This is a genomic window from Lysinibacillus sp. FJAT-14222, assembly GCF_001278875.1.
GTDB lineage: Bacteria > Bacillota > Bacilli > Bacillales_A > Planococcaceae > Lysinibacillus > Lysinibacillus agricola.
Genome location: NZ_LIYL01000026.1, coordinates 486 through 20,987, shown reverse-complemented (window position 1 = coordinate 20,987; position 20,502 = coordinate 486). Strand labels below are relative to the sequence as shown.

Here is a 20,502-nt window from a genome sequence, read left to right as displayed (position 1 = left end):
ATCCTATTGAAATTGTAAAGAACCAAACAAGCTCAATGATTAAGCCGATTTATATTGGTGCGAAGTTTGAGTTAATAACAATTAAATCCATGATGAAACCATCTGTATTAGGATCTATAAATGCTATGGAAAATCACTATTTTTGTGCTACTAAAGATTGTCATGTCATTTATTTTGATTCGTGTAATAAGGAGTACCTTCTATCTGATATAAAGGTAGATGTACATCAAAAGAATGACTCATTTAGTACACCGGTTTGTTATTGTTTTGGTTGGACTAAAGAGAAAATTAAACACTATGTTGAAAATGAACTCACTCCTAGCCCCTTACAACATATTCGTGAAAATATAAAAGAAAATCGTTGTGGCTGTGAGGTAAACAATCCTCAAGGTAGTTGTTGTTTAGGGAATGTTACGAAATATATTAAAGGTTTAACCTAAAAAGGAGTAATAAGGGGTCCTAAAAGCTTAAGGGTTTTTAGGACCGTTTTATTGACCGTGGTACACTTCGATATTTTGTCTAATAAAATTGGTGGTTACCGCTGTATTGTTTAAAGTTTATCCCCTCCTCGAATCATTTTAATCAACTAATTGATTAAACTTTTCTGTAGGGAAATCAACTCCTAGTTCCTCCATTTGTATTTTTGCTTTCTCAATTAATTTTGTTGCCTCTTTATTAGTTTCATCATCTAAATTTGCGAATTTTTCGCCTTTTTCAATATGGTTTGGGAGAGACACACCTAGTTCTTTCGTTTTGGTTTTAGCAGCTTCTTAAATCAAAAATAGCTATCCTTATTTCAAAATTAGGTAAGTCACAACATTTACGAAATAAAAAATGATCAGACTCAAAATTAATTGTTTATCTGATCATTTTTTATGCGTGTTCGTTTGTTTACCTTGACAATGATAGGTTACCACATTATTCTTAACAATTTCTGAACAAATCCTGAATCATGTAGCTTCGATTGCTCTCGCAGCGCATAATAAAAACCCTCCACATTTGATGTGAAGGGCAATTGGCTATTTCTAATAAACAGTTCTTCTACCAAAAAACTCACTTAAAATAAAAATTCATCGCGTTTTGATAAAGAATTTTTTCCGCAGAAATTGAATCAAACAATCCTTGAATCAGTTCAATATCTGCATAAGCAAAAGGTCTTTTTGCCCGTGTTGACGGCAAGTCTGTGCCGAACATTAGCGCGTCGGGATTGACAGCATAAATGGATTTCAAAGCATGTTCTACATTGAGCTCCACACGACCAAAACCTGTCGCTTTTACTCGTACACCTTGATCTACGAGTTGCAACAAATGAGGTAAGCCTTCCTCAGATAACCCTAAATGATCAATTGAAATGGCCGGTAATTTTTCAATCGTTGAGGCAATTTCAGGCAAATCTTTTGCGTCTATATATAGTTCACTATGCCAGCCAACTAAATCATAAACACGTCTCGCAAAGTAATCGAGTTTAGATAAATCTTCGGAGCCGCCACGCTTCACATTGAATCGTAGTGCGCGCATACCTTTTTTATGTAAATCAATAATCTCATCATCTGTCACCGAAAATGGTAGTTGCGTAACACCACAAAATGCAGAGCCCATTTTCTCTAAAGCATTGACTAAATAATCTTGGTCAAAACCTTGGAAAGAACCCGAGACAATTGCACCACCTACAATATTAAAAGTCGCTGTTTCTTTTTGGTAATCTTCTACAACATAGCTAGGTGGTACATATCCTTGGTTTTCAGTAATAGGAAAATCAAAATCAATAATGTGAAAGTGTGCATCAAAAATTCTCATCTTTCCGCCTCCTTTCTTTTACGTTATCAAACATAAAACATAATGAAAATTCATGTTTTTTTATTAGATTTCATAAGTTTATCTTATTGACATAAGAAATCCGGGTCTTAATTAGGTTTTCGCTAGCCTTCCTGATCGTTTCACCTTACTCCAAGTTACATCGCATCCTCGTTTTCAATATTATGAATACCTAGGTACGCAATGACCACTCCAACTGCTGCAAGCCCTAATTGAAGTGGAATAAAGGTCACCAATGAGATTGCTGGGTTATAAGAACAAGCAATTGCCACCACGAGGAGAGAGGAACCAATAGTGGCCGGAACAGAATGGTTACGCATCCCAAAATACAATGGAATTAAGCTTATTCCTGAGGAGACAATAGCAAAAGGAACCATGTTTATGACCTCTCCTATGAACTGATTTGCAGTTAATGCAAATGGAACAATAGGAAAATAAATATTAATTATTGAAAACAGACCAGCAACAACCATATTAGACAACATCATTGTGATTAACGTCAAAAAAGCTATCAGGATTAGTTTACTAGCAATTATTTTCTTTCGACTAACAGGATAAGAGAACAAAATCAAAATTGTTTTGTTTTTATATTCTTCAATGATTAGTTTCGCAATCAATACCGAGGCAAACACAATAAATGTTGCCCTCACGCTTGCGCCAATCAGTACATAAACATCTTGATACGTTGAAATGGGTATATCCCCTTCTCTCTGTGCAATAAAAATAACGATACACACTATTGCTGTTATAATGATGTTGGCGATAATCGCACCTTTTACATACCAACCTAAGTTAAACTTCTTCATTTCCAGCTTTAGTAGCTGTAACATAGCGTCATCTCTCCTCTTCGATTTGTCATTCTATTGCATGATCATATAACCAATACTCATTATGTTGAGTATTGGTAACCTATTATGATTCTTGTATTCATTAATTACTAAACGTAATAAAATAATAGCTAAAATAATTATAAATGTTGTTTTAATAAGAATATTCATTAATGGCATTAGTCCTAAATACTCAGTAAACAACAGCCCATTCTCAATTTTAAAAACATATGGAAGAGTTCCGGAAGCAAAGTAATTTGCTACAATACAAATGGTTATTCCTATTAAATATTTAGTTAAATTATGTTTTTTCCATCCCAGTTCTATCAGTTTAAGCATGAATCTCTCTCCATTCATCAAATTTAAGAAATACTACACTAAAGAGCTGTGCTTTTTATCGCCAAAATCTTTTGCAGAGTAACTGTCATGTCATAAATTCGAATTTCTTGTTCGTCCATATTATTTTTTATACGAGATGATATTCAAAAATGTAAGTCTCTTTTTTAATATCCTGTGCAGTCACCCCAAAATTCCCCTCTCTCATTTTGTACTTTAATTGTATAAATCGATCATCTCTTTTTTCTTACTCATTCCTTACAAATTTATTAATTGTAATATGGCTGTCTCGAATAATCCTTAGAGGAACTTTAGTGGTTTTAGAATAACTAATCATATTGGACGCTGATTTCCGCGGGCGGGAGCCGAACACCATGCTCGTTATATTTGGAGGAATTATTTAAATACCAGGCTTAAATGAGTACCTGATGTACTTTTTATAAAGCTCTATTCACCAAAACAAAAAAGCCAAGCTCACAAAAAAATTTGTGACCTTGACTTTTTGTTTATGCGTGTTCATTTGCTAACCATGACATTATTAGGTTACCACATCATTCTCAACAAATTCTGAACAAATCATGAATGTATATTTGTTTTACTACGACATACGTATTGAAATAGCCGTATCTTTACGACTGTATTTTTGAAAATCGAATATTTTATTATTTGCGATCCTGATTATTTTTATCAGTTAATTTACCAGTAATAAATCCTAAAAAAGTATTTGTTATAATTAATGGTGTTATTTCTCCTGCAACTATAAAAGTTAAGACACCAGCTACAACACCAAGTAATAATGCGTTTAAACTCATTTACCTTGAACCTCCAGCCTTTTAATAAACAAAATCGAATTAAATATAAGATGCTCTAAAAGTTGCGAAAAATTGTTCATGTAGCCATTGTATGTAAATCCTTTATTTGCAAGTCCTGAATAATTCTTTTGATTAATGGAACTTTATTATTATTTACTTTTTTTATATTTCAATTCTTCGACCATACTTGAAAGCTTCATGAGAGTTTTCCAATTACGTACAGTTGCTGGAATCTCAAGCTTTTTCAGATTATTACCAAGTTTGGAGTTTCGAATGCTGTCATAGAATAAAAGATGCACATCTCTTCCATTTATGATACTGAGTTCTCTTTCATTTGTATAAGCTAAAAACTTGTCACGATTGACCTTAGAAGGAGCTGCCGGCAACAAAGCAACATGCAGACATTCTCCTTTACATGAATTATCCGCTTCTGAAATCTTCTGATCTGAAAAGGGAGATTGACTTACAATTTGCTGTAATTCTTCTGATGTCCTAATGACAACAAAACTGGATATCCCATAATCCGCTTTAATTTTATCCTGAATTTTCTTTTGCAAAATCTCCTCAGTTTCGCCTGATTCAAAAAGGATGTTTCCACTTTGTATATATGTCTTAACATTTTGTAATCCTAGTTGTTCAAGGGAACTTCTTAATTCTGCCATGATGATTTTATTGTGCCCGCCTACATTAATTCCTCTAAGTAATGCAATATATATAGTCATACTATCTCACCTTTCCATTTACAATTTATTTACTAATAATAGTTACATCCTTATATTGCTTCAAAGGCTTATCCTCTAGGAAATCGATAATCATTTCATTAAAAATATCTCGGCGCATCGTACTTAATGGATCGAATGCATCTTTGAATAATGCTAGTTTTGCATTTTGAATATGGTTAAAAATAGTTCGAGATCCTTTCCCTTCATCAACTCCCGTAATAACTTTTCCTTCGCCACCCATTACAAGCGTAGGTGACTTTATCTGATGCAATTGATCAGTATGAGTTGGAAATGGTGCTCTTTTCATTGCAAGCAGCATCTTCTTATCAATCGAAAAAGACTCTCTTAATATCCGTTGAGTATAAGGATCCTCCTTATAAAATTTCATCATAATATTAATAATTATACTGTATGGAAGTAGACTAAATATAAAATTTGAGATCGACAGTACCCAGCTCGCCGCGATTGTGGGCATCTCACTATAACTATTAGAGACTACGAGTTTATCTACGTATGTGGGATATTTTATTGCAAGCAAAGTAGCCAATTGACCGCCCTGAGACACACCGACGACATGAATTTTGCTAATTTCAAGTACGTCTAAAAAACATTTTATATCCTCCACAATAATATGATGATCATATTTATTATTCGGGAATTCCTTTGTCGTATCACCATGTCCTCTATAATCAGGCATAAGCATTTGATAGTGTGAGGAAAATGCTTTAAATTGAGGCTCCCACATTTTCCATGATGCTCCGCTGCCGTGTAAAAATAATATGGGCGTTCCTTGACCTTTAATTTTGTAATGGATTGTGATACTGTTCGCATTAACTTTTGGCATAAAGTCTCCCCCTACTTTGTATTACTACCCTTTCTCTTTTCCCACTGAACTAAAATTTGCTCTGTCTGTTGGATCACAAATTCAAAAAACTCGATACTTTCATCGATTGTTAATACAGCTTGCTCCTCAAGAACTAAATTTTTTGCTCTACGCAAATATTGTGCTATCATCGCACCTTGGGCAATGCTCGTATGCAAAGTTGATGTCCATGCGTCTGAATGCAACTTATAAAAATCTCGCTTGCTACCAGGAATCCCTACTTTACGAAATAAAGAAATCTGAACACCTTGTCGAACGGACAATGATGCCATACCTTTGCTTATTTGCAGGTCATTCACCATGTCGTCAAGTGATTTGGGAGCACCTGATATCAACAAATATCCCCATATCTTACCTAGTGACCTTGCACCACCTGTTGACTCAATATAAGTTCCAAAATCCTCTATTAATACCTTTTGCTCGTCGTTTAATAGTATGTTTTTCATAGTACACCTCTTTTAGTTTAGTGCGTTTAATACATATTAAACACATTGAATATAATTTGCAAATTATATGTAGACATTACAAATAATCCAATCAACATATAACTGAATGTTCAATAAAGTGATAGTAACTGTCATTTGACATTAACTCTCAATCAGCATATACTGTCATTAATTACCTTGTGTTACTCTACAAAACTTTGAAAGGTGGTAAATATTTTTGAACACTCAAGGAAATCACAGATGGTTGGTCCAGATTGCTCTTGCAATCGGTCTGCTTGCGGTCGGTTTAGATCTAACAATTCTCAATTTAGCACTCCCTACTCTTGCAATCGATTTACATGCTACCAATAGAGATCTTCAATGGTTTGCGGATGCCTATACGCTTGTCTTCGCTGCAGCTCTCCTTCCTGCCGGACTGCTTGGCGACCGATTTGGACGCAAAAAAGTACTTATTTTCGGATTGATTTTGTTTGGCGTTGCTTCTTTAGCATGTGCCTATGCCAGTACAGCAGTGGAATTAATTGTTGGTCGTGTATTTCTTGGTCTTGGTGCAGCATTTCTTGTTCCGCTATCCATGTCTATTATTCCAGTATTATTTACAGAAGATGAACGGCCTAAGGCGATTGGCATTTGGGTGATGTCTAATGCAATTGGCATTCCACTGGGCCCAATCGTAGGTGGATGGCTCCTTAACAACTATTCGTGGGGTTCAGTGTTTTTTATCAATGTTCCGCTTATTCTTATAGCTTTATTCGCTGTCTTTGTATTACTCCCTGAATCACAAAGTGTTGTAAAGCCAAGAGTAGATTTCATTGGTGTTTTATCATCAAGCCTTGGTTTAGTCGGTATAACCTACGGGGTAATCGAAGTTGGAGAGAAAGGTTGGGATGACATTACAGCAGTTGCTACAATCGTTATTGGGGTACTGCTTCTTGTAGTTTTTGTATTTTGGGAACAACGCACTAAACATCCGCTTGTTGATCCTTTCTTATTTCGATCTTCAAGCTTCACCTGGGGTTCAATTATGGCTACAATAGTTTCTTTTCTCATGTTCGGCTTATTGTTCGTGATGCCGCAATATTTTCAGGCAGTTAAAGGAGCAGATGCATTAGGTGCGGGTCTGCGTTTATTACCTCTTGTAGGCGGCCTTCTAGTTGGATCACAAATATCTGATAAACTCCAGCGACGAATCGGCGGAAAAATAACCATTGCGCTTGGTTTCTTGCTACTAGCTCTTGCTTTTATGTTCGGAGCTAATACAAATATCGGCAATGGCTATGGATATACTTCTTTATGGATAACTATTGTTGGGCTTGGTATCGGATTTGTGCTTCCAGCATCGATGGACGTGGCCATGTCGGCACTTACAGCAGAACGGAGTGGTGTAGGTTCAGCGCTAATTATGGCAATGCGTAATATTGGAGGGACGATGGGTGTAGCGATCTTAGGTACTATACTTAGCAGTAAATATCGTGATAAACTGGATTTGAATGAATTTCCAAGTAGTGTTGCAAAGTCTGTGCAAAGAAGCATAACGGCAGGTACTCAAGCTGCAAGTCAATTGAACTCCACACAACTGCTTAAATCTGTTCATTCCGCTTTCATTTACGGAATGGACGTCATACTGTATGTGTGCGGGGGCGTTGCCACTCTTGGAATCGTATTAACATTGGCTTTTTTAAAACTTAGAGTAAGTGAAAACAAAAAATTGGAGTTTAAGCAAAATACCAGTGGGAAGTGAAGAAAATGAAAGCAAATAACGAACGGGTTATTGGATTACGAGAACGAAAAAAAGCAAAAACTATGGCAGCGATTCAAATGCATGCGCTTAGACTTTTTCGCGAAATTGGCTATCATTCAACGACAGTAGAGCAAATTGCCGAGGCTGCAGAGATCTCTCCCAGCACTTTTTTCCGCTATTTCCCAGCAAAAGAGGATGTACTGCTCACTGACAACTATGACCCTTTACTAATTGCCTCATTTGAAGAGCAGCCAGCAAATATAACTACTCTACAGGCTTTTCGCAATGCAGTAATCTCAGCAATGAGCAATATATCTGTCGATGAGCTAGCTACTGTTCGTGAACGAAACATGCTCATCGTAACTGTCCCAGAGCTGCGAGGGGCAGCCTTGAATAACCTGACACAAACGATGCAGATGATTGCAGAAATGGTAGCGGAACGTATCGGTAGAAAGTCTGATGATTTAGAAGTACGTACTTTTGTTGGGGCCGTAACTGGTGTGAACATTTCAATGATGTTTTACTATGCGGAAAATCCTGAAATTGATTTTGCTCGATTGCTAGATGAAGCCTTGTCCAAATTAGAGGGTGGCTTTTCATTGTGACCTGTTCGTAAATCCAGTTCTGGTTCAAGTTGATAAAACAGGTGATGAAAATGAGAATATTTTCATCACCTGTTTTTAATGTAGTGAACCAAAAAAATACTATTTCGCCATTTGATATGGTTCAGTTTATTCAGTAGCCACCTTATAAAGAATGCCACCAAAAGTAAAAGACACTCATCATATTAAGCCCTTTAACATTTTTTTATCTATACGTATCATGTGTAGGTTGGTACAAGTCTTCTTCAGAATTTCTAACAATAGAAAAATGTTCGACATTATAATGACCATGAAGTGTATGATTATGATGCTTGATAATTTGTTCTGCACTTAAAACATCACTGTCCGCTGTTGAATGACCATCACCAACTAACGTGACATCCAAACCATTAATAGTTGCTGTTCTTACTGCACTATCGATACAGTGTTGCGTTGAACATCCCATCACAACAACATGTTTAATCTCTTGAGATTGTAAATGATTTAGCAGTTCAGTCCCATGGAAACAATTCGATGCTTTTTTATCGAAAATCTTAGCTTCATTAGGTACATTAATGCCATTATGAATATAGAACCCTTCCCCTTTACCTTCAGCAACATCGAGATCCCTTACAAACACCACTGGAATATTGGATTTCCTTGCTTTGCCAATGACTAAATTAATATTTTTAATAAGCTTTTCCTTATTAAAAACAGCACTTTCTTTCTCGCTGCCATCCATTAAGTCTTGCTGAGCATCAATAATAAGTAATGCTTGATTCAAATAATTTTCCCCCTTCAATTTGAAGAAACGCTATATAATATTTTAGTTAGACGGTTTCCCCTTTTTGTTTATCACGCTAACATAGTTTTTAATCATAATATCTACCCCCTAAATGAAATTGTCATTTAAGACTAATTAATTCTATCATATTTTCCCATAAACGGTAGCAGATGAAATGAAACAATTCACTAATTTTTAATACTATTACAATCTTTAAGTATATAATCCATACATTGAATAGTGGCATCAATGCGTTGTTTTTTTGAATTACAATAGCGTATATTGGAACCTTCTCGAATACTGATGGCTTCGGTAATAATATTGTGAAATTCTTCGGGTAAATGATGTAATGCATATTTACAAGCATCTACTTTTGAAACAATATCGTGTTCTTGCAGTGTGTAAAATTGCCGTAAAATCCCTGTTATTGACCACTCTACTTCTAAATCAACTAATTTATTTGGTATCAAAAATGCTTTATATTTTTTAATTTTTTTCAATCTACTTGACCAATAACTGTTCATATTTTCTAAAACATAATCATCAAGCACTCTTTCATCTACACTGAAGTTATATGTAGCTACATCTGCCCCTAAAATGGTAATCCCTTTGTTTTTTAAAATCCACCAAGTAATTGGGTTAATATTATCATTACCCCAATTTGCTTTGCCTTCGTTGACGTTTAAGCAACCATTTACCTCACACTGTTTCTTTCCAATATCCTCAACAAGTAAATAACATCCATCCATCCCTGTATCCTTGTATTTTCGATTTAATTCTTTGTGAAGAGCGGATATTACTCCCACATCTTCATCAGTTAATGGTCTATTGACAACTGCAATAAAATCGATATCACTAGATCCGTTTATGTAAGCGTTAAGAGCAATTGAGCCATGTAAATAGAACCCTTCAAGCGTATTCGGTATTTTATTTTGAAATAGGGTTATATATTCATTTAGAATTTTTCGAACTTGAATAGGAACTCTAGAATCCATAAAAACTCTCCTTTTAACCAAATAATACTTATATTACCAAAGAACCGACTATTTTTTCCATTATTGATAATAATGATTTCATTGCAATTTAGATCTTCATCATAATGTAGGGTTGATTTCCGTTTCGCCTGGGCACTTTCCTGGGGGGCGTTCAGGCGGAACGAAGATCAACTTATTACATGGTATACGTTTCTTCTAATAATGTTCTGTCTGATTCAGTTTATTTTTATAAAACTTAGTTAAACTAATCAATTCGGATTCTGCGCTGTTATTGTAGTATCTTTTAAAAATTCATTGGGTATTCTAGGGGTTAGATAAGGAGTGGGAGAATTTGTACACAAGTTATTTACAAGTAGTTGTTCAAACGATTATTAGTTTTTTTGTTCTTCTGACACTTACGAGGTTTTTAGGTAAAAAACAACTTAGTCACTTAACCTTCTTTAACTACGTAACTGGTATTACAATTGGCTCAATGGCAGCCAATATGGTAGTTTTAAAAACAATTGTATACACAAAATTTTTAGTAAGCTTAATTGTTTGGTGTGTGCTTACTACTTTAATTAGTTACATCGCACTAAAATCCGGAAAAGCAAGAACATTACTTGATGGACAACCGACAATCGTTATTAAAAAAGGAAAAATAGATAGAAAAGCTTTAGCAAACACTAAAATTAATATTGATGATCTAACAATGATGATTAGACAATATCAAGTTTTTTCAATTACAGAAATTGACTATGCTATTTTAGAACCGAATGGCATGCTTAGTATTCTGAAAAAGCCTGAATTTCAAAGCACCCAAAAGATTGATTTAAACATCTATCCTTCATCTCCGGCTTTTATCCCTATTGAAATCATCACTGATGGGAAGCTAATGAAACGAAATTTATTAGAAGTTGGAAAAAGTAAAGAATGGTTAGATAACGAATTAAAAAAGGCAAATATACAATCAATCGAAGAAGTTTTCTATGCAGAAATTCAACCGAACGGTAAAATATTTATCCAAAAATTTGATTAAGGAGATTTCAATATCTAGTTGCTTTTTGGTACTTATAACTTGACAAAAAAAGTTATTTATGAAATAAATTACTTTTACAGAATTTATTTGTACATTAGGATTCTCCTGGCCAGGGGAATCCTATTTTTTTTGAAGGAGTGTATTTGCATGAACAAAGGTGAATCTAGTTTAACTTCATTAATCTCAGCTTTTAGTAGAGCATATCATAGTCAATTCGATACCCCTAAAATTTTTGATGACTATCTAGCAAAAGCGATAATCACACAAAATGAGTTCCATGACATTCAAACAAATATGGTTCAAGGTATCCAGTTTTTTAACAAAGAAATCGCAGTAAAACTAAATGGACAAACTGAAGAGCTATTAAAATGGATTGTGCAAACTCAACTCTCCCCTACCACCTTGGCACGTGCAGCATATTATGAAAAAGTTTTACTGAATGAAGTTTTGCTAGGTTTACAGCAATACGTCGTACTCGGAGCAGGGTTAGATACATTTAGCTTAAGACACCCGGAACTTGAAAACATTTTGGAAATCTTTGAAATTGATCACCCTGCAACACAGGAATTTAAAAAGAGAAGATTAGCTGAAGTTAATTTAAAGCTTCCAAGTAATGTACATTTCGTTTCGATGGCTTTCACAAAAAAGTTTTCATATCAAAATCTAATGGATAGCGGCTTGACATTAAAAAAACTTACTTTAGTTTACTAGGTGTTTCCTATTATTTAACGAAAGTTGAAACTTCAAGTTTAATTGATCATTTGTTTGCCAATGCACCAACAGGAAGTTCGATAGTGTTGGACTATGCAGATGAAAAACTATTTAAAGAACAAGGAATTTCAAACCGAGTAGATAACATGGTGAAAATGGCTGCAGCAAGTGGTGAACCGATGAAATCGTGTTTTACTTATAAAGAAATGGAAAAAATGTTAGAAAACTCAGGCCTGCTTATTTATGAACATCTGTCACCAGATAAAATTAATGAACTTTATTTTAACAATCGAAAAGATTATCTAACAGCTTTTGAAACGATTCATTACGTTCATGCTGTAAAAAAATTATTTAAGTTTGGAGGAATTACATGAAACTTTATCAATTGTCTAAAGAGAATGGTAAAAATATAACACAGTTTGAGTCAAACTTTATTATGTCTCGCATTATTAACACGGAAGCATCAGCTAGTATCGGGTGCATGTATTTAGAAGAAAACGGTGTTATTGGCTATCATCAAGCGGTGGTTCCCCAGCTACTCTTAATTTTAGAAGGCAAAGGATATGTAAGAAATGAACAGGAGCAATATTATCAAGTCCAACCTGGAGACGCAGTTTTTTGGGAAAAGGATGAATGGCATGAAACTAAAACGGATAAAGGATTAACTGGTATCGTGATAGAATCTGAACAATTAAATCCCGCAGCTTTTATGCCTTTAAAATAACCTACTAATATTATCAATTATGCCTCGGCATAATTGCGTCCGGAATCGGTTTTGTGCTTGCACAAAGAACTCCTTTCCGATTCCGTGACATCCGCCGGAGGCTTTAACTTCTTTCAGCGACCCGCTGAAAGAAGTTAAACTATTTCTCAGGCAATTAACTATGCAAGAATAACATCGTATCATATCTTAGTAATGTAAGATTGGTTTAGTCTTACACCTCCGAAGCTTTGTTACTAAGGGTCACTTATAAGATTAAGTGGCCCTCTCTAAATTTTCTGTTCAAGAAATAGTGTTTCTATATAGTTAATTGACAATTTCTAGAGTATTTCCATTCGATCATATCAGATAAAATTTCGTCTCTCCTTCTATATAATTCACCGACTTCAAAATAATTTTCTGGGAAATTTAGTGAAATCGGAATAAATATTACTTCTATTTCAAAATTGGTTTACTCTTCACCCTTATATTTCTCTTTAAATGTAGGACTCAGCTCACTCCACACATCAAATTTATTTCCGTCTAAATCGTAAAAAACAAAATTTCTACCCGCATGCCCCCTATTTTCAACTTCTCCAACATTAATTCCTTTATCTCTAAAAATTTTATGAATAGTCTCTAATGCACTTAATCCATCAACCTCAAAGGTAATCGAAAAATGTTCTTTACCATAGCAATCAATGAAATTTGAGCTTTGATTGTTCATTGATCTAACAAGAAAAAAACTTTGATTGGCAAAATTAAGAATAGCCTTATCACTATCTTGATAATTACATTTTGCACCCAATTTACTTACATACCACTCACATGATTGCTCTACATTGCTGACTGGAATATACGTAGTTCCTATTCTAATTAACGTTTCACTCATCCAATCACCCTCCCCAATGATTTATTCCATTTTCAGCTTTTATATCCCTTCCAGCCAGTTCCATAATTTCAAGCAAAGATATAATAACTACACTTTGACGCTCCCCACTGTCTAAATGACAAGACTCAAATTGGTGTTCTGGTCATTTCATTTTTTTCGCAATTATTGGTCACTATACTTGAATATTTTTAACGAAATGATAAGTGTCAAAGCTAGGCATCCCAATAAAAGGAGTAATGATTCTCCCCATATACTAAGATTATTTAGAAACGCGGCTTTAATTCCATTCAAAAACCATTCAAATGGATTAACTAGACTAATATATTGAATCAGGTTTGGTGCCTTTTCCATTGTAAAAAATGCATTACTACAAAGTAACATTGGTATCATCAGTACATTTGCCGTCATACTTAAATGACCTTCATTTTTCACAAGACTTGAAATAAAAAAGCTTAAAAATACAAAACTTAACGAAGCTATTAGAATAATTGGTGTCATATATAAGAGGACATTAAAAGAAAAATTTAGTTGATTGATAACGATAGAAAATAAAAGAACTATATAAGATAGGATAATCGCTACTACAGCCCATGAACTAGAAATACTGACGATATATTTCCATAATGGCATTGGTGTAGCGTGAAGTAAATTATAAACGCCTCGTTTTCTTTGTGATAACGCAATAAAAGCAGTGGTCATAAATGCATAAAAAAATACACTTACGGCAATGATTCCTTCTACATAATTTCCTGAATAGCTCGGCAAAAATAGCCTTAACGAAACAATAGCTGCAAATGGCATTAATATTGACCAAAATAGTAAATACATATCCTTTATACTGGATTTTAAATTTAATAAGAAAACAGTCCTCATTTTCTCACTCCTCACTTCGTTAATTCAAAAAATAATTCTTCTAAATTTTGAATTTGATATTGTGCCATTAAACTATCAGGTGAACCATTTGCAATTATTTTCCCGTGATGCATGATCAAAATTCTGTCAGCCACATTCATTACCTCCAACATATCGTGGGAAGAAAATAGCACGGCCACTCCACTATCTTTTAAACGTTTAATGATCTGTTGAATTTCCTTTTGCCCCCTTGGATCTAATCCTGCAGATGGTTCATCCAAAATTACTAGTTTAGGATTATGCAAAGTTGTCACGATAATTGCTAAGCGTTTTTGCTGTCCTATTGACAATTTGAGAGCAGGCGTTTTTTTTACCTGTAATAAATCAAAGGCGGCAAGTTTTTCTTCAACTTTTTTATTTGTCAGCGGAAGTCCATAGAATGCCCCAAATAATTTCACATTATCCTCTACAGAATAACCTTCGAAAAAAGGTGTTGATTGTAGCTGCGTACCCATTTCTTTTTTGTAATCAGTTGTCCAGTATTCAATTGTTCCACTGTCTTGAGGAATAATGCCAAGGAGCATACCGATAGTTGTTGTTTTCCCAGCGCCATTCGAGCCAATTAAGGCAACTACTTCACCTTCTTTAATGTCAACATTTATATGATCAACGACACACTTAGTCTTATAACTTTTCGTTAATTGACTAGCACTAATTAGCTTTCTCATATTTTCTCCCCTTGATTAACATTGTATATTCAACGTTGAACATATAGCTATTTTTTAACTCCCTCATTCGAGAGAGTTATTTTTTTTCATAATTTCAATAGCTTGATGTACAAATTTTGATTGCACTTTAACAATTTCTAGCATATTATCAAATGCTAGTTGAGTTAATGCTGGCATTTCTCCTTGCATTGCAGACAGTTTAGCCTCATAACCAGCGTTTATAACTTTTTCTTCATGTTCTAAAAATTTTTTCTGCTTTTCTAATGCTTCCACAGCCTTAGCATTTGGCAGTTTAAATGCAAACGATACACCAGAATACAAAGTTGTCGGATAAACTACAGAAGATTTTTCAAGAGCCTCGATAATCAATTCTTGCTCATGCGCTCTTCCCTTTTCAGTAATTTGATAAATCGCCTTTTGTCTATGACCTGTGGATTCAATACTAGCCACCTCTATATAGCCATCCTTTTCAAGCTTCTTTAAAGCATTGTATATAGAGCCGATTAGCACACCACCCCATTGTTCAGCGTCATTTAATTCAAGCATCACTTTAATATCATACCCAGTCATTGGTTTTAACCCCAGCATAGCAAGAACTAATAACCTTGTCATAATAATCACCTTTTTATATTCAACGTTGAGTAATTTGAATATAACGATATTTTTTTTTTTTGTCAATAGGTTTATTAATTATTTACAGACAATATCGAAATTTTGTAAAAAACAAAATACATCACAATAACGTTTTTTATGATAGAATAAATGATATTGCGCCATCAAAGGGCGTGAACCAATTCAGGCTGTAGCAAATTTGTTTGCTACAGCTTTTCACATTTATGAAGGAAAATCGCCAAACATCAATGTATTTAATTCATGAATTTACTGTGATTAGGTAAAGCAATCTGCTCAAAGTCAGTCGCTAATTTATGCAAATTTCTAGTAAGCTCCTCCCCTTTCATTGGTAATCCATGTCCTGTAATAGCAACTGAAGGTTTTAGTGCCTCTAATTTTTTTACGGAATCCCAAGCAGCCTGCCAATCCGTCGTGAAATATCGTGGCGGTCCACTAATTTCTTTTTTTTGTAGCAACACTTTGTAAAGCGACTCTTGTTTAACCGTAACAAAGGCATCTCCAACAATTAACGCTCGATCCTCTTCGCGAAATAAAGATATATGCCCTGGCGTATGGCCAGGAGTATGAATCCAACGAAAACCATCCATATATGGAATACTCCCATTGGACGGGAGCGACTCAACGTTGTTTCCTAAGTTAATAGCTTCATTCGGGAAAATTGATGACACTTTTGCTAGTAAGCCACCATTTACAGCAGAATCAGGTTTAGGATAATTTTTTATATCCGTTAAATAAGGTAATTCTAAAGAATGAGCATAAACTGGCATACCCCAATGTTCAATTAAATCAATTATCGCCCCAACATGATCAAAGTGCCCGTGCGTCAAAATTAATGCATTCGGTCGACTATTTGATCCAAACCTCTTCTCTGCTATTGAAATAATTTCCTTTGCACTTTTTGGCATGCCTGCATCAACTAATACGAACTCTTTCTTATGAGGTTCACCGTAGAGTACGATATTAACAATTTGAATTGTATGCTGGTATATATCAGGCAATACTTCTACACCATCTCCACTCCAAATTGATGTTGCTGGAATATATTTAAAATCGCTACCATAATTCATATCTTTATGCATGGAAAACCCCTTCTTCCTTCATTGAAATTAGATAATCATATTTTTCCTTTATACAGTAAAAATATAGCAAGAAAAAAATGGATTAAAGCTCAGAACTAGCGATTCAATGATTTACTTTCTCATGCAATTCCTTCTTACTCGATAGTGATATAATAATTACCTCTTGTTCGCCAGTTACATGATTATACATATATCCCCATAGCATCTTTTGAATTTTCCATTAAACAGAACAAACCTGTCGGCATGAATCAACATTATATCCCTTTTCAAGTAAGGAATTAAGAAACGTCCAGAGCCAACTCTCGCTTCATGTCCCCTTCCTTTCAATCACTTATGCAAAAGCCTCTACGCCAATCAGCAAATGTCATCCTAACTATCAGTGATAAGCAATAAAATAGTCATATTGTAAAATGTTGTCGACAAATGTATAATTTTACTATACTTTTTTTGCTGAAAGTGATTCTGATTTAGAGTGCGCCAAATAAAAACATGGAGAGGAATGTGACAGTTTGAAGATTTTTCTAATTATTGTAGGAATTATTGTGGCAATTGTGATTTTACTTATTGTGGGTTTAATTACAGCGAGCAAGCGAATTGAGAAAAATAGTAAAAAAATGCGATTAGAAATGGAGATGGCTAACCCTTTACCGAAAGAGAAACAGCATTTGCTTGCCTACGGTGCCAATCTCGCTCTTTACCGCACTGATTCGCCACGGATACTGCCGATAGATGTAGATCATGAAACTTTGAAGGAGGTCCTTTCTTCATACTGGGACGTTAATAATCCAGAGGAGGCTGTTGAAACCCTGGAATGGCTACTTACGGAAGGGCATCGTACGAGATATGATGAGCTTCTTTTGGCATTGAAAGCTGGCCAGTCTTTTACAGAGGAGGAAGTGGGAAAATCGCAGGAATGCTATGAATCTGCCCAAGAAGCGATGATGAAGAAGCTTTCCTTTACGAAATCCGATTTTGACCAGGTGGACACTATTGCTGCCTGGGATTTTGACCGAGCTGTAAATGTTGCAAGATGGAGCTACTTAGTTGGTTATATTACCGAGGAACAGGCATGGGGATACATAGCGCGAGCAGCTGATGCCGGAAGCCATTTCTTCCAATCCTGGAAGGACTATTTTATGTCATTTGCATTTGGCCGAGCCATTGCCTACGAGGGTGACATATACGATATCCTTTGGAACGGAAAAGAATTACTGGAGGAAAAGGATTCAATCTGGAATGAATTTAGCATTCAACGATCCACAACAGTAAGCCGATAATTTAACATTGGACAAGGCTGAGAAAGCGTGCCACTTGAAGCACAAAAAATGAATTATGAAACAAAAAACCTGCTAGATATTTAGCGACTTTCTTAGCTAAAATCTAGCAGGTTTATTTATTTACGAACAGCTTCAAATGTAATTAATGAATGCTCCTTTGAAGGCTTCTTGTTATAAACATAATCAGCGGAGCAAGTAATCTCAGAAAAACCTATGCTTGTTAATATGTGCTGGAATTCTTCTATTCCGTACCATCTTAACGGAAATCTTTGTAACTCTGTATCAATTAATTTACCATTTCGCCATTTTTCATATTTTAAAACGGTTAGCGTATATTGTTCGATCCAGTTCATTTCAACGGCTTTTCTTTCTATTGCAATTCCTTCCTCTTGCGAAATTTCATAGTAGGATGAAGTAATTTCCCCTGTTTGCCAGTCTGTAGGTAAAAGCATGTCTACAATTAGACGGCCTCCAGGGATCAAATGATTATACATACATGTTAATGCATCCATCGCATCTTTAGAATTCTCGATTAAACAGAACGAACCTGTCGGCATAACAATCGCTTCATATTTTGAGTCTACTGAAAAATTGCTCAAGTTACCTTCATATAGATTTGGCTTGAATCCTCTTTCTTTACAATGTTTTCGGCATGAATCTAACATTTCAGGTGAGTAGTCGATCCCCTCAACATCATATCCATTTTCAAGTAAAGGGATTAAGAAGCGTCCAGAGCCAACTCCTGCTTCAAGTACTCTTCCCTTAGCTCCTTTTAATCGTTCAAGATAATATTCAATATCCCCACCAATAGAATATCCTACTGGTTTTGTCAAATCATAAAGTTCTGTACATAAAGGACCGTAATCACTATACATGTCAATTCCTCCGATTTCGTGCAAAAGAATCTATGATCAATTTTTCACTTAGTTCTTCCACACCTTAAATTTGTTTGATGGAAAAATAGAGCTGACTATCATGATATATCACTCATTTTCAGTAAAAGATAGTAATATTATACATTTTTAATCAACGTAACACAATATGATTATTTTATGGTTAATCTCCATAATGAGGGGTTGATTTCCGTTCCGACTGGGCGCTTTCCTGGGGCTATGCCAGTGATCATTAACTGTGAAAAAATCGAAGCCATTCGTAAAACTAATCCTTCTAGTTAATAAACATAAAAAGTTAACCTTCTAGGCTCCAATCTGGAATCAGCTTTTTTGGAATGGAATGACTTATTCTTTATGTTTTTTTCGGGCTTCTATCGCACATATATATACTAGGAAAAAGACTACATCATAACTCTTATTACCTAATTTCACCTTATAATGTATTTGTACAAATTGACCATTTCGTCAAAGGTGCATAAACACCTAATTCTTGCTGAAACCATTTATGAGATAATGAACATTAATGCATCATATCAACACGCCGAAAGAGGAATTCTATTGACTAATGGGCATAAATCAATCAACTTGCAATTGTTGGTTTGGAATAAAGTTTGATCTAAAATATCCCCAAAATCCATATTTTAAGTTAAATGATAAGAACTCGTTTTGAAAAATGATTGATCAAAACGAGTTAATTCTTTGTGAAATGCTATGCGATTTTTATAATAAAGTTTGATCATTTTCTACCTAGTAAATCGCGCCCGATTGCGGTATAAATATTATATTTTTGTTAAGACAGAGTTAACAAAATCGGTTTTTTCTTCTGGATATTTGTGTTTATTATGGGTCGAGACATCGATAGCTTACATTTCTTCCCAAGAGATCCTATTCTACTATGGATTCTGTTATTTTCCCATCTAGTTTTTTAATCGCCAACATCGAATTATCCTGAATGATGCCTGTATCTACAAAACCAAATGAAACGTATAATGTTTTAGCTTTGACATTACTTGTATGATAAAAGAGGGTTACATATTCAGCTTCCCCATATGGCATATTTTCAATATCCATCAACATTTTTTCAAAAGCAAGTTTGCCATATCCTTTCCCCTGGTGACTCTTATCAATCATAATATGCCAAATAAAATAGCTCTTCTTCCCGTAAAAAACTTCATTTTCAAATGATTCATGATCCAACGTATCATAAATATACATCAAAAATCCAACCGCAACTTCATCGGCATAAATGGCAAGGGGAGTCGCTGGTATCCCGTCTGCGTTCAACATATGAGCATCTGCAAAGCTTCTGAGGTTAGTAGTTTCTATAAAGTCTTTCTGGTTTTCTCCAACTTCAAGTGCTATTACTTCATCTATGTTATCACCGGTTATCTTTCGTAATTCAATCATTTTTTTATCTCCTCTCCTAAGACAAGCCACTTCCACACATGGCCTCAAACATTCCAAATATCATTTCCATAATTCTCAAAATAGGGTACACAAAATATTCACCAATGCTAACTCTTTTTCCCCTGTGATTTCTAATCCTTGTTCCGCAAAATGGCCCGTTTATTGAATTGTCATAATCCATCTTTTCAATGCAATTGTATCAAACCTTTTTACAAATTATCGGACTTTATTACAAATGATCAATCTTTATTTTAAATCTACAGCAATACCGTAACATGCGAATAGCTTATTTGATAGCTATTCTGACTACTCCCACAGCTAAAGCAGTGGGGATCTTATATACTTATGAGAAGCGTTACACTCCACAGAT

General features: G+C 34.8%; 23 protein-coding genes and 1 pseudogene. 7 read left to right on the top strand and 17 right to left on the bottom strand.

Annotated elements, in window-relative coordinates:
- Window positions 1-35: 35 nt before the first annotated feature.
- On the top strand, window positions 36-440 hold the full coding sequence (locus AN161_RS13615; protein WP_053594909.1) for a (2Fe-2S)-binding protein: 405 nt from the start codon (window positions 36-38) through the stop codon (window positions 438-440).
- A gap of 138 nt (window positions 441-578) precedes the next feature.
- On the opposite strand, the gene AN161_RS29685 is transcribed toward AN161_RS13615, so the two are convergent.
- The 8 genes from AN161_RS29685 to AN161_RS13585 form a co-directional block, all read right to left on the bottom strand.
- A complete protein-coding gene (locus AN161_RS29685) occupies window positions 579-737 on the bottom strand; it encodes a hypothetical protein (protein WP_158003027.1) in 159 nt (52 codons plus the stop codon).
- Window positions 738-1,053: 316 nt separating this feature from the next.
- Window positions 1,054-1,797 (bottom strand): amidohydrolase family protein, encoded by a 744-nt coding sequence (locus AN161_RS13610; RefSeq protein ID WP_053594908.1) that lies wholly within the window; start codon window positions 1,795-1,797, stop codon window positions 1,054-1,056.
- Between the two features lie 155 nt (window positions 1,798-1,952).
- On the bottom strand, window positions 1,953-2,645 hold the full coding sequence (locus tag AN161_RS13605; RefSeq protein ID WP_053594907.1) for an ABC transporter permease: 693 nt from the start codon (window positions 2,643-2,645) through the stop codon (window positions 1,953-1,955).
- Window positions 2,646-2,675: 30 nt separating this feature from the next.
- Window positions 2,676-2,981: a hypothetical protein gene (locus AN161_RS13600; RefSeq protein WP_053594906.1), complete on the bottom strand. Its 306-nt coding sequence runs from the start codon at window positions 2,979-2,981 to the stop codon at window positions 2,676-2,678.
- A 659-nt stretch (window positions 2,982-3,640) separates the two neighbouring features.
- Complete coding sequence (locus tag AN161_RS29680) at window positions 3,641-3,790, bottom strand: hypothetical protein (protein ID WP_158003026.1); 150 nt, start codon at window positions 3,788-3,790, stop codon at window positions 3,641-3,643.
- A 149-nt stretch (window positions 3,791-3,939) separates the two neighbouring features.
- Complete coding sequence (locus AN161_RS13595) at window positions 3,940-4,512, bottom strand: DUF1697 domain-containing protein (RefSeq protein ID WP_053594905.1); 573 nt, start codon at window positions 4,510-4,512, stop codon at window positions 3,940-3,942.
- 25 nt (window positions 4,513-4,537) lie between these two features.
- Complete coding sequence (locus tag AN161_RS13590) at window positions 4,538-5,356, bottom strand: alpha/beta hydrolase (protein ID WP_053594904.1); 819 nt, start codon at window positions 5,354-5,356, stop codon at window positions 4,538-4,540.
- A gap of 11 nt (window positions 5,357-5,367) precedes the next feature.
- Entirely contained in the window at window positions 5,368-5,841 is a 474-nt protein-coding gene (locus AN161_RS13585; RefSeq protein WP_053594903.1) for a hypothetical protein, read from the bottom strand.
- 217 nt (window positions 5,842-6,058) lie between these two features.
- Here AN161_RS13585 and AN161_RS13580 point away from each other — a divergent pair, with 217 nt between their 5' ends.
- Window positions 6,059-7,582 (top strand): DHA2 family efflux MFS transporter permease subunit, encoded by a 1,524-nt coding sequence (locus AN161_RS13580; protein WP_053594902.1) that lies wholly within the window; start codon window positions 6,059-6,061, stop codon window positions 7,580-7,582.
- A gap of 5 nt (window positions 7,583-7,587) precedes the next feature.
- Entirely contained in the window at window positions 7,588-8,187 is a 600-nt protein-coding gene (locus AN161_RS13575) for a TetR family transcriptional regulator (protein WP_053594901.1), read from the top strand.
- A 202-nt stretch (window positions 8,188-8,389) separates the two neighbouring features.
- Here the strand turns inward: AN161_RS13575 and AN161_RS13570 are convergent, their stop codons facing one another.
- Window positions 8,390-8,947 carry a cysteine hydrolase family protein gene (locus tag AN161_RS13570; RefSeq protein WP_053594900.1) on the bottom strand — a complete coding sequence of 186 codons (558 nt, stop codon included), beginning with the start codon at window positions 8,945-8,947 and terminating at the stop codon, window positions 8,390-8,392.
- Between the two features lie 188 nt (window positions 8,948-9,135).
- A complete protein-coding gene (locus AN161_RS13565) occupies window positions 9,136-9,942 on the bottom strand; it encodes an aminoglycoside adenylyltransferase domain-containing protein (RefSeq protein WP_053594899.1) in 807 nt (268 codons plus the stop codon).
- 331 nt (window positions 9,943-10,273) lie between these two features.
- On the opposite strand from AN161_RS13565, the gene AN161_RS13560 reads away from it, so the two are divergent.
- From AN161_RS13560 to AN161_RS13550, 3 genes and pseudogenes are all read left to right on the top strand, one after another.
- Window positions 10,274-10,960 carry a DUF421 domain-containing protein gene (locus AN161_RS13560; protein WP_053594898.1) on the top strand — a complete coding sequence of 229 codons (687 nt, stop codon included), beginning with the start codon at window positions 10,274-10,276 and terminating at the stop codon, window positions 10,958-10,960.
- A 147-nt stretch (window positions 10,961-11,107) separates the two neighbouring features.
- Window positions 11,108-12,045: pseudogene (locus tag AN161_RS13555) on the top strand (class I SAM-dependent methyltransferase).
- Window positions 12,042-12,395 carry an AraC family ligand binding domain-containing protein gene (locus AN161_RS13550; protein WP_053594897.1) on the top strand — a complete coding sequence of 118 codons (354 nt, stop codon included), beginning with the start codon at window positions 12,042-12,044 and terminating at the stop codon, window positions 12,393-12,395. Before AN161_RS13555 ends, AN161_RS13550 begins: the two are co-directional and overlap by 4 nt.
- Before the next feature lie 448 nt (window positions 12,396-12,843).
- Here the strand turns inward: AN161_RS13550 and AN161_RS13545 are convergent, their stop codons facing one another.
- The 5 genes from AN161_RS13545 to AN161_RS13525 form a co-directional block, all read right to left on the bottom strand.
- The gene (locus AN161_RS13545) at window positions 12,844-13,263 is read right to left on the bottom strand and encodes a VOC family protein (protein ID WP_053594896.1); all 420 of its coding nucleotides are present in this window, start codon (window positions 13,261-13,263) and stop codon (window positions 12,844-12,846) included.
- 162 nt (window positions 13,264-13,425) lie between these two features.
- Complete coding sequence (locus AN161_RS13540) at window positions 13,426-14,136, bottom strand: ABC transporter permease (protein WP_053594895.1); 711 nt, start codon at window positions 14,134-14,136, stop codon at window positions 13,426-13,428.
- Between the two features lie 11 nt (window positions 14,137-14,147).
- A complete protein-coding gene (locus tag AN161_RS13535) occupies window positions 14,148-14,843 on the bottom strand; it encodes an ABC transporter ATP-binding protein (RefSeq protein WP_053594894.1) in 696 nt (231 codons plus the stop codon).
- Between the two features lie 63 nt (window positions 14,844-14,906).
- Window positions 14,907-15,455 (bottom strand): PadR family transcriptional regulator, encoded by a 549-nt coding sequence (locus AN161_RS13530; RefSeq protein ID WP_053594893.1) that lies wholly within the window; start codon window positions 15,453-15,455, stop codon window positions 14,907-14,909.
- 254 nt (window positions 15,456-15,709) lie between these two features.
- A complete protein-coding gene (locus tag AN161_RS13525; protein ID WP_053594892.1) occupies window positions 15,710-16,555 on the bottom strand; it encodes an MBL fold metallo-hydrolase in 846 nt (281 codons plus the stop codon).
- A 509-nt stretch (window positions 16,556-17,064) separates the two neighbouring features.
- Here AN161_RS13525 and AN161_RS13520 point away from each other — a divergent pair.
- Entirely contained in the window at window positions 17,065-17,832 is a 768-nt protein-coding gene (locus tag AN161_RS13520; protein ID WP_053594891.1) for a DUF1266 domain-containing protein, read from the top strand.
- Between the two features lie 116 nt (window positions 17,833-17,948).
- On the opposite strand, the gene AN161_RS13515 is transcribed toward AN161_RS13520, so the two are convergent.
- Window positions 17,949-18,707 (bottom strand): class I SAM-dependent methyltransferase, encoded by a 759-nt coding sequence (locus AN161_RS13515; protein ID WP_053594890.1) that lies wholly within the window; start codon window positions 18,705-18,707, stop codon window positions 17,949-17,951.
- Between the two features lie 903 nt (window positions 18,708-19,610).
- Window positions 19,611-20,132: a GNAT family N-acetyltransferase gene (locus tag AN161_RS13510; RefSeq protein ID WP_053594889.1), complete on the bottom strand. Its 522-nt coding sequence runs from the start codon at window positions 20,130-20,132 to the stop codon at window positions 19,611-19,613.
- Window positions 20,133-20,502: the final 370 nt, after the last annotated feature.

What these genes read in the sequence shown, in the direction of transcription:
- AN161_RS13510 (WP_053594889.1), bottom strand. Translation starts at nt 20,132, where the DNA reads ATGATTGAATTACGAAAGATAACCGGTGATAACATAGATGAAGTAATA.
- AN161_RS13590 (WP_053594904.1), bottom strand. Translation starts at nt 5,356, where the DNA reads ATGCCAAAAGTTAATGCGAACAGTATCACAATCCATTACAAAATTAAA.
- AN161_RS13600 (WP_053594906.1), bottom strand. Translation starts at nt 2,981, where the DNA reads ATGCTTAAACTGATAGAACTGGGATGGAAAAAACATAATTTAACTAAA.
- AN161_RS13615 (WP_053594909.1), top strand. Translation starts at nt 36, where the DNA reads ATGATTAAGCCGATTTATATTGGTGCGAAGTTTGAGTTAATAACAATT.
- AN161_RS13540 (WP_053594895.1), bottom strand. Translation starts at nt 14,136, where the DNA reads ATGAGGACTGTTTTCTTATTAAATTTAAAATCCAGTATAAAGGATATG.
- AN161_RS13545 (WP_053594896.1), bottom strand. Translation starts at nt 13,263, where the DNA reads ATGAGTGAAACGTTAATTAGAATAGGAACTACGTATATTCCAGTCAGC.
- AN161_RS13575 (WP_053594901.1), top strand. Translation starts at nt 7,588, where the DNA reads ATGAAAGCAAATAACGAACGGGTTATTGGATTACGAGAACGAAAAAAA.
- AN161_RS13605 (WP_053594907.1), bottom strand. Translation starts at nt 2,645, where the DNA reads ATGTTACAGCTACTAAAGCTGGAAATGAAGAAGTTTAACTTAGGTTGG.
- AN161_RS13525 (WP_053594892.1), bottom strand. Translation starts at nt 16,555, where the DNA reads ATGCATAAAGATATGAATTATGGTAGCGATTTTAAATATATTCCAGCA.
- AN161_RS13585 (WP_053594903.1), bottom strand. Translation starts at nt 5,841, where the DNA reads ATGAAAAACATACTATTAAACGACGAGCAAAAGGTATTAATAGAGGAT.
- AN161_RS13595 (WP_053594905.1), bottom strand. Translation starts at nt 4,512, where the DNA reads ATGACTATATATATTGCATTACTTAGAGGAATTAATGTAGGCGGGCAC.
- AN161_RS13535 (WP_053594894.1), bottom strand. Translation starts at nt 14,843, where the DNA reads ATGAGAAAGCTAATTAGTGCTAGTCAATTAACGAAAAGTTATAAGACT.
- AN161_RS13610 (WP_053594908.1), bottom strand. Translation starts at nt 1,797, where the DNA reads ATGAGAATTTTTGATGCACACTTTCACATTATTGATTTTGATTTTCCT.
- AN161_RS13530 (WP_053594893.1), bottom strand. Translation starts at nt 15,455, where the DNA reads ATGACAAGGTTATTAGTTCTTGCTATGCTGGGGTTAAAACCAATGACT.
- AN161_RS13515 (WP_053594890.1), bottom strand. Translation starts at nt 18,707, where the DNA reads ATGTATAGTGATTACGGTCCTTTATGTACAGAACTTTATGATTTGACA.
- AN161_RS29680 (WP_158003026.1), bottom strand. Translation starts at nt 3,790, where the DNA reads ATGAGTTTAAACGCATTATTACTTGGTGTTGTAGCTGGTGTCTTAACT.
- AN161_RS13565 (WP_053594899.1), bottom strand. Translation starts at nt 9,942, where the DNA reads ATGGATTCTAGAGTTCCTATTCAAGTTCGAAAAATTCTAAATGAATAT.
- AN161_RS13550 (WP_053594897.1), top strand. Translation starts at nt 12,042, where the DNA reads ATGAAACTTTATCAATTGTCTAAAGAGAATGGTAAAAATATAACACAG.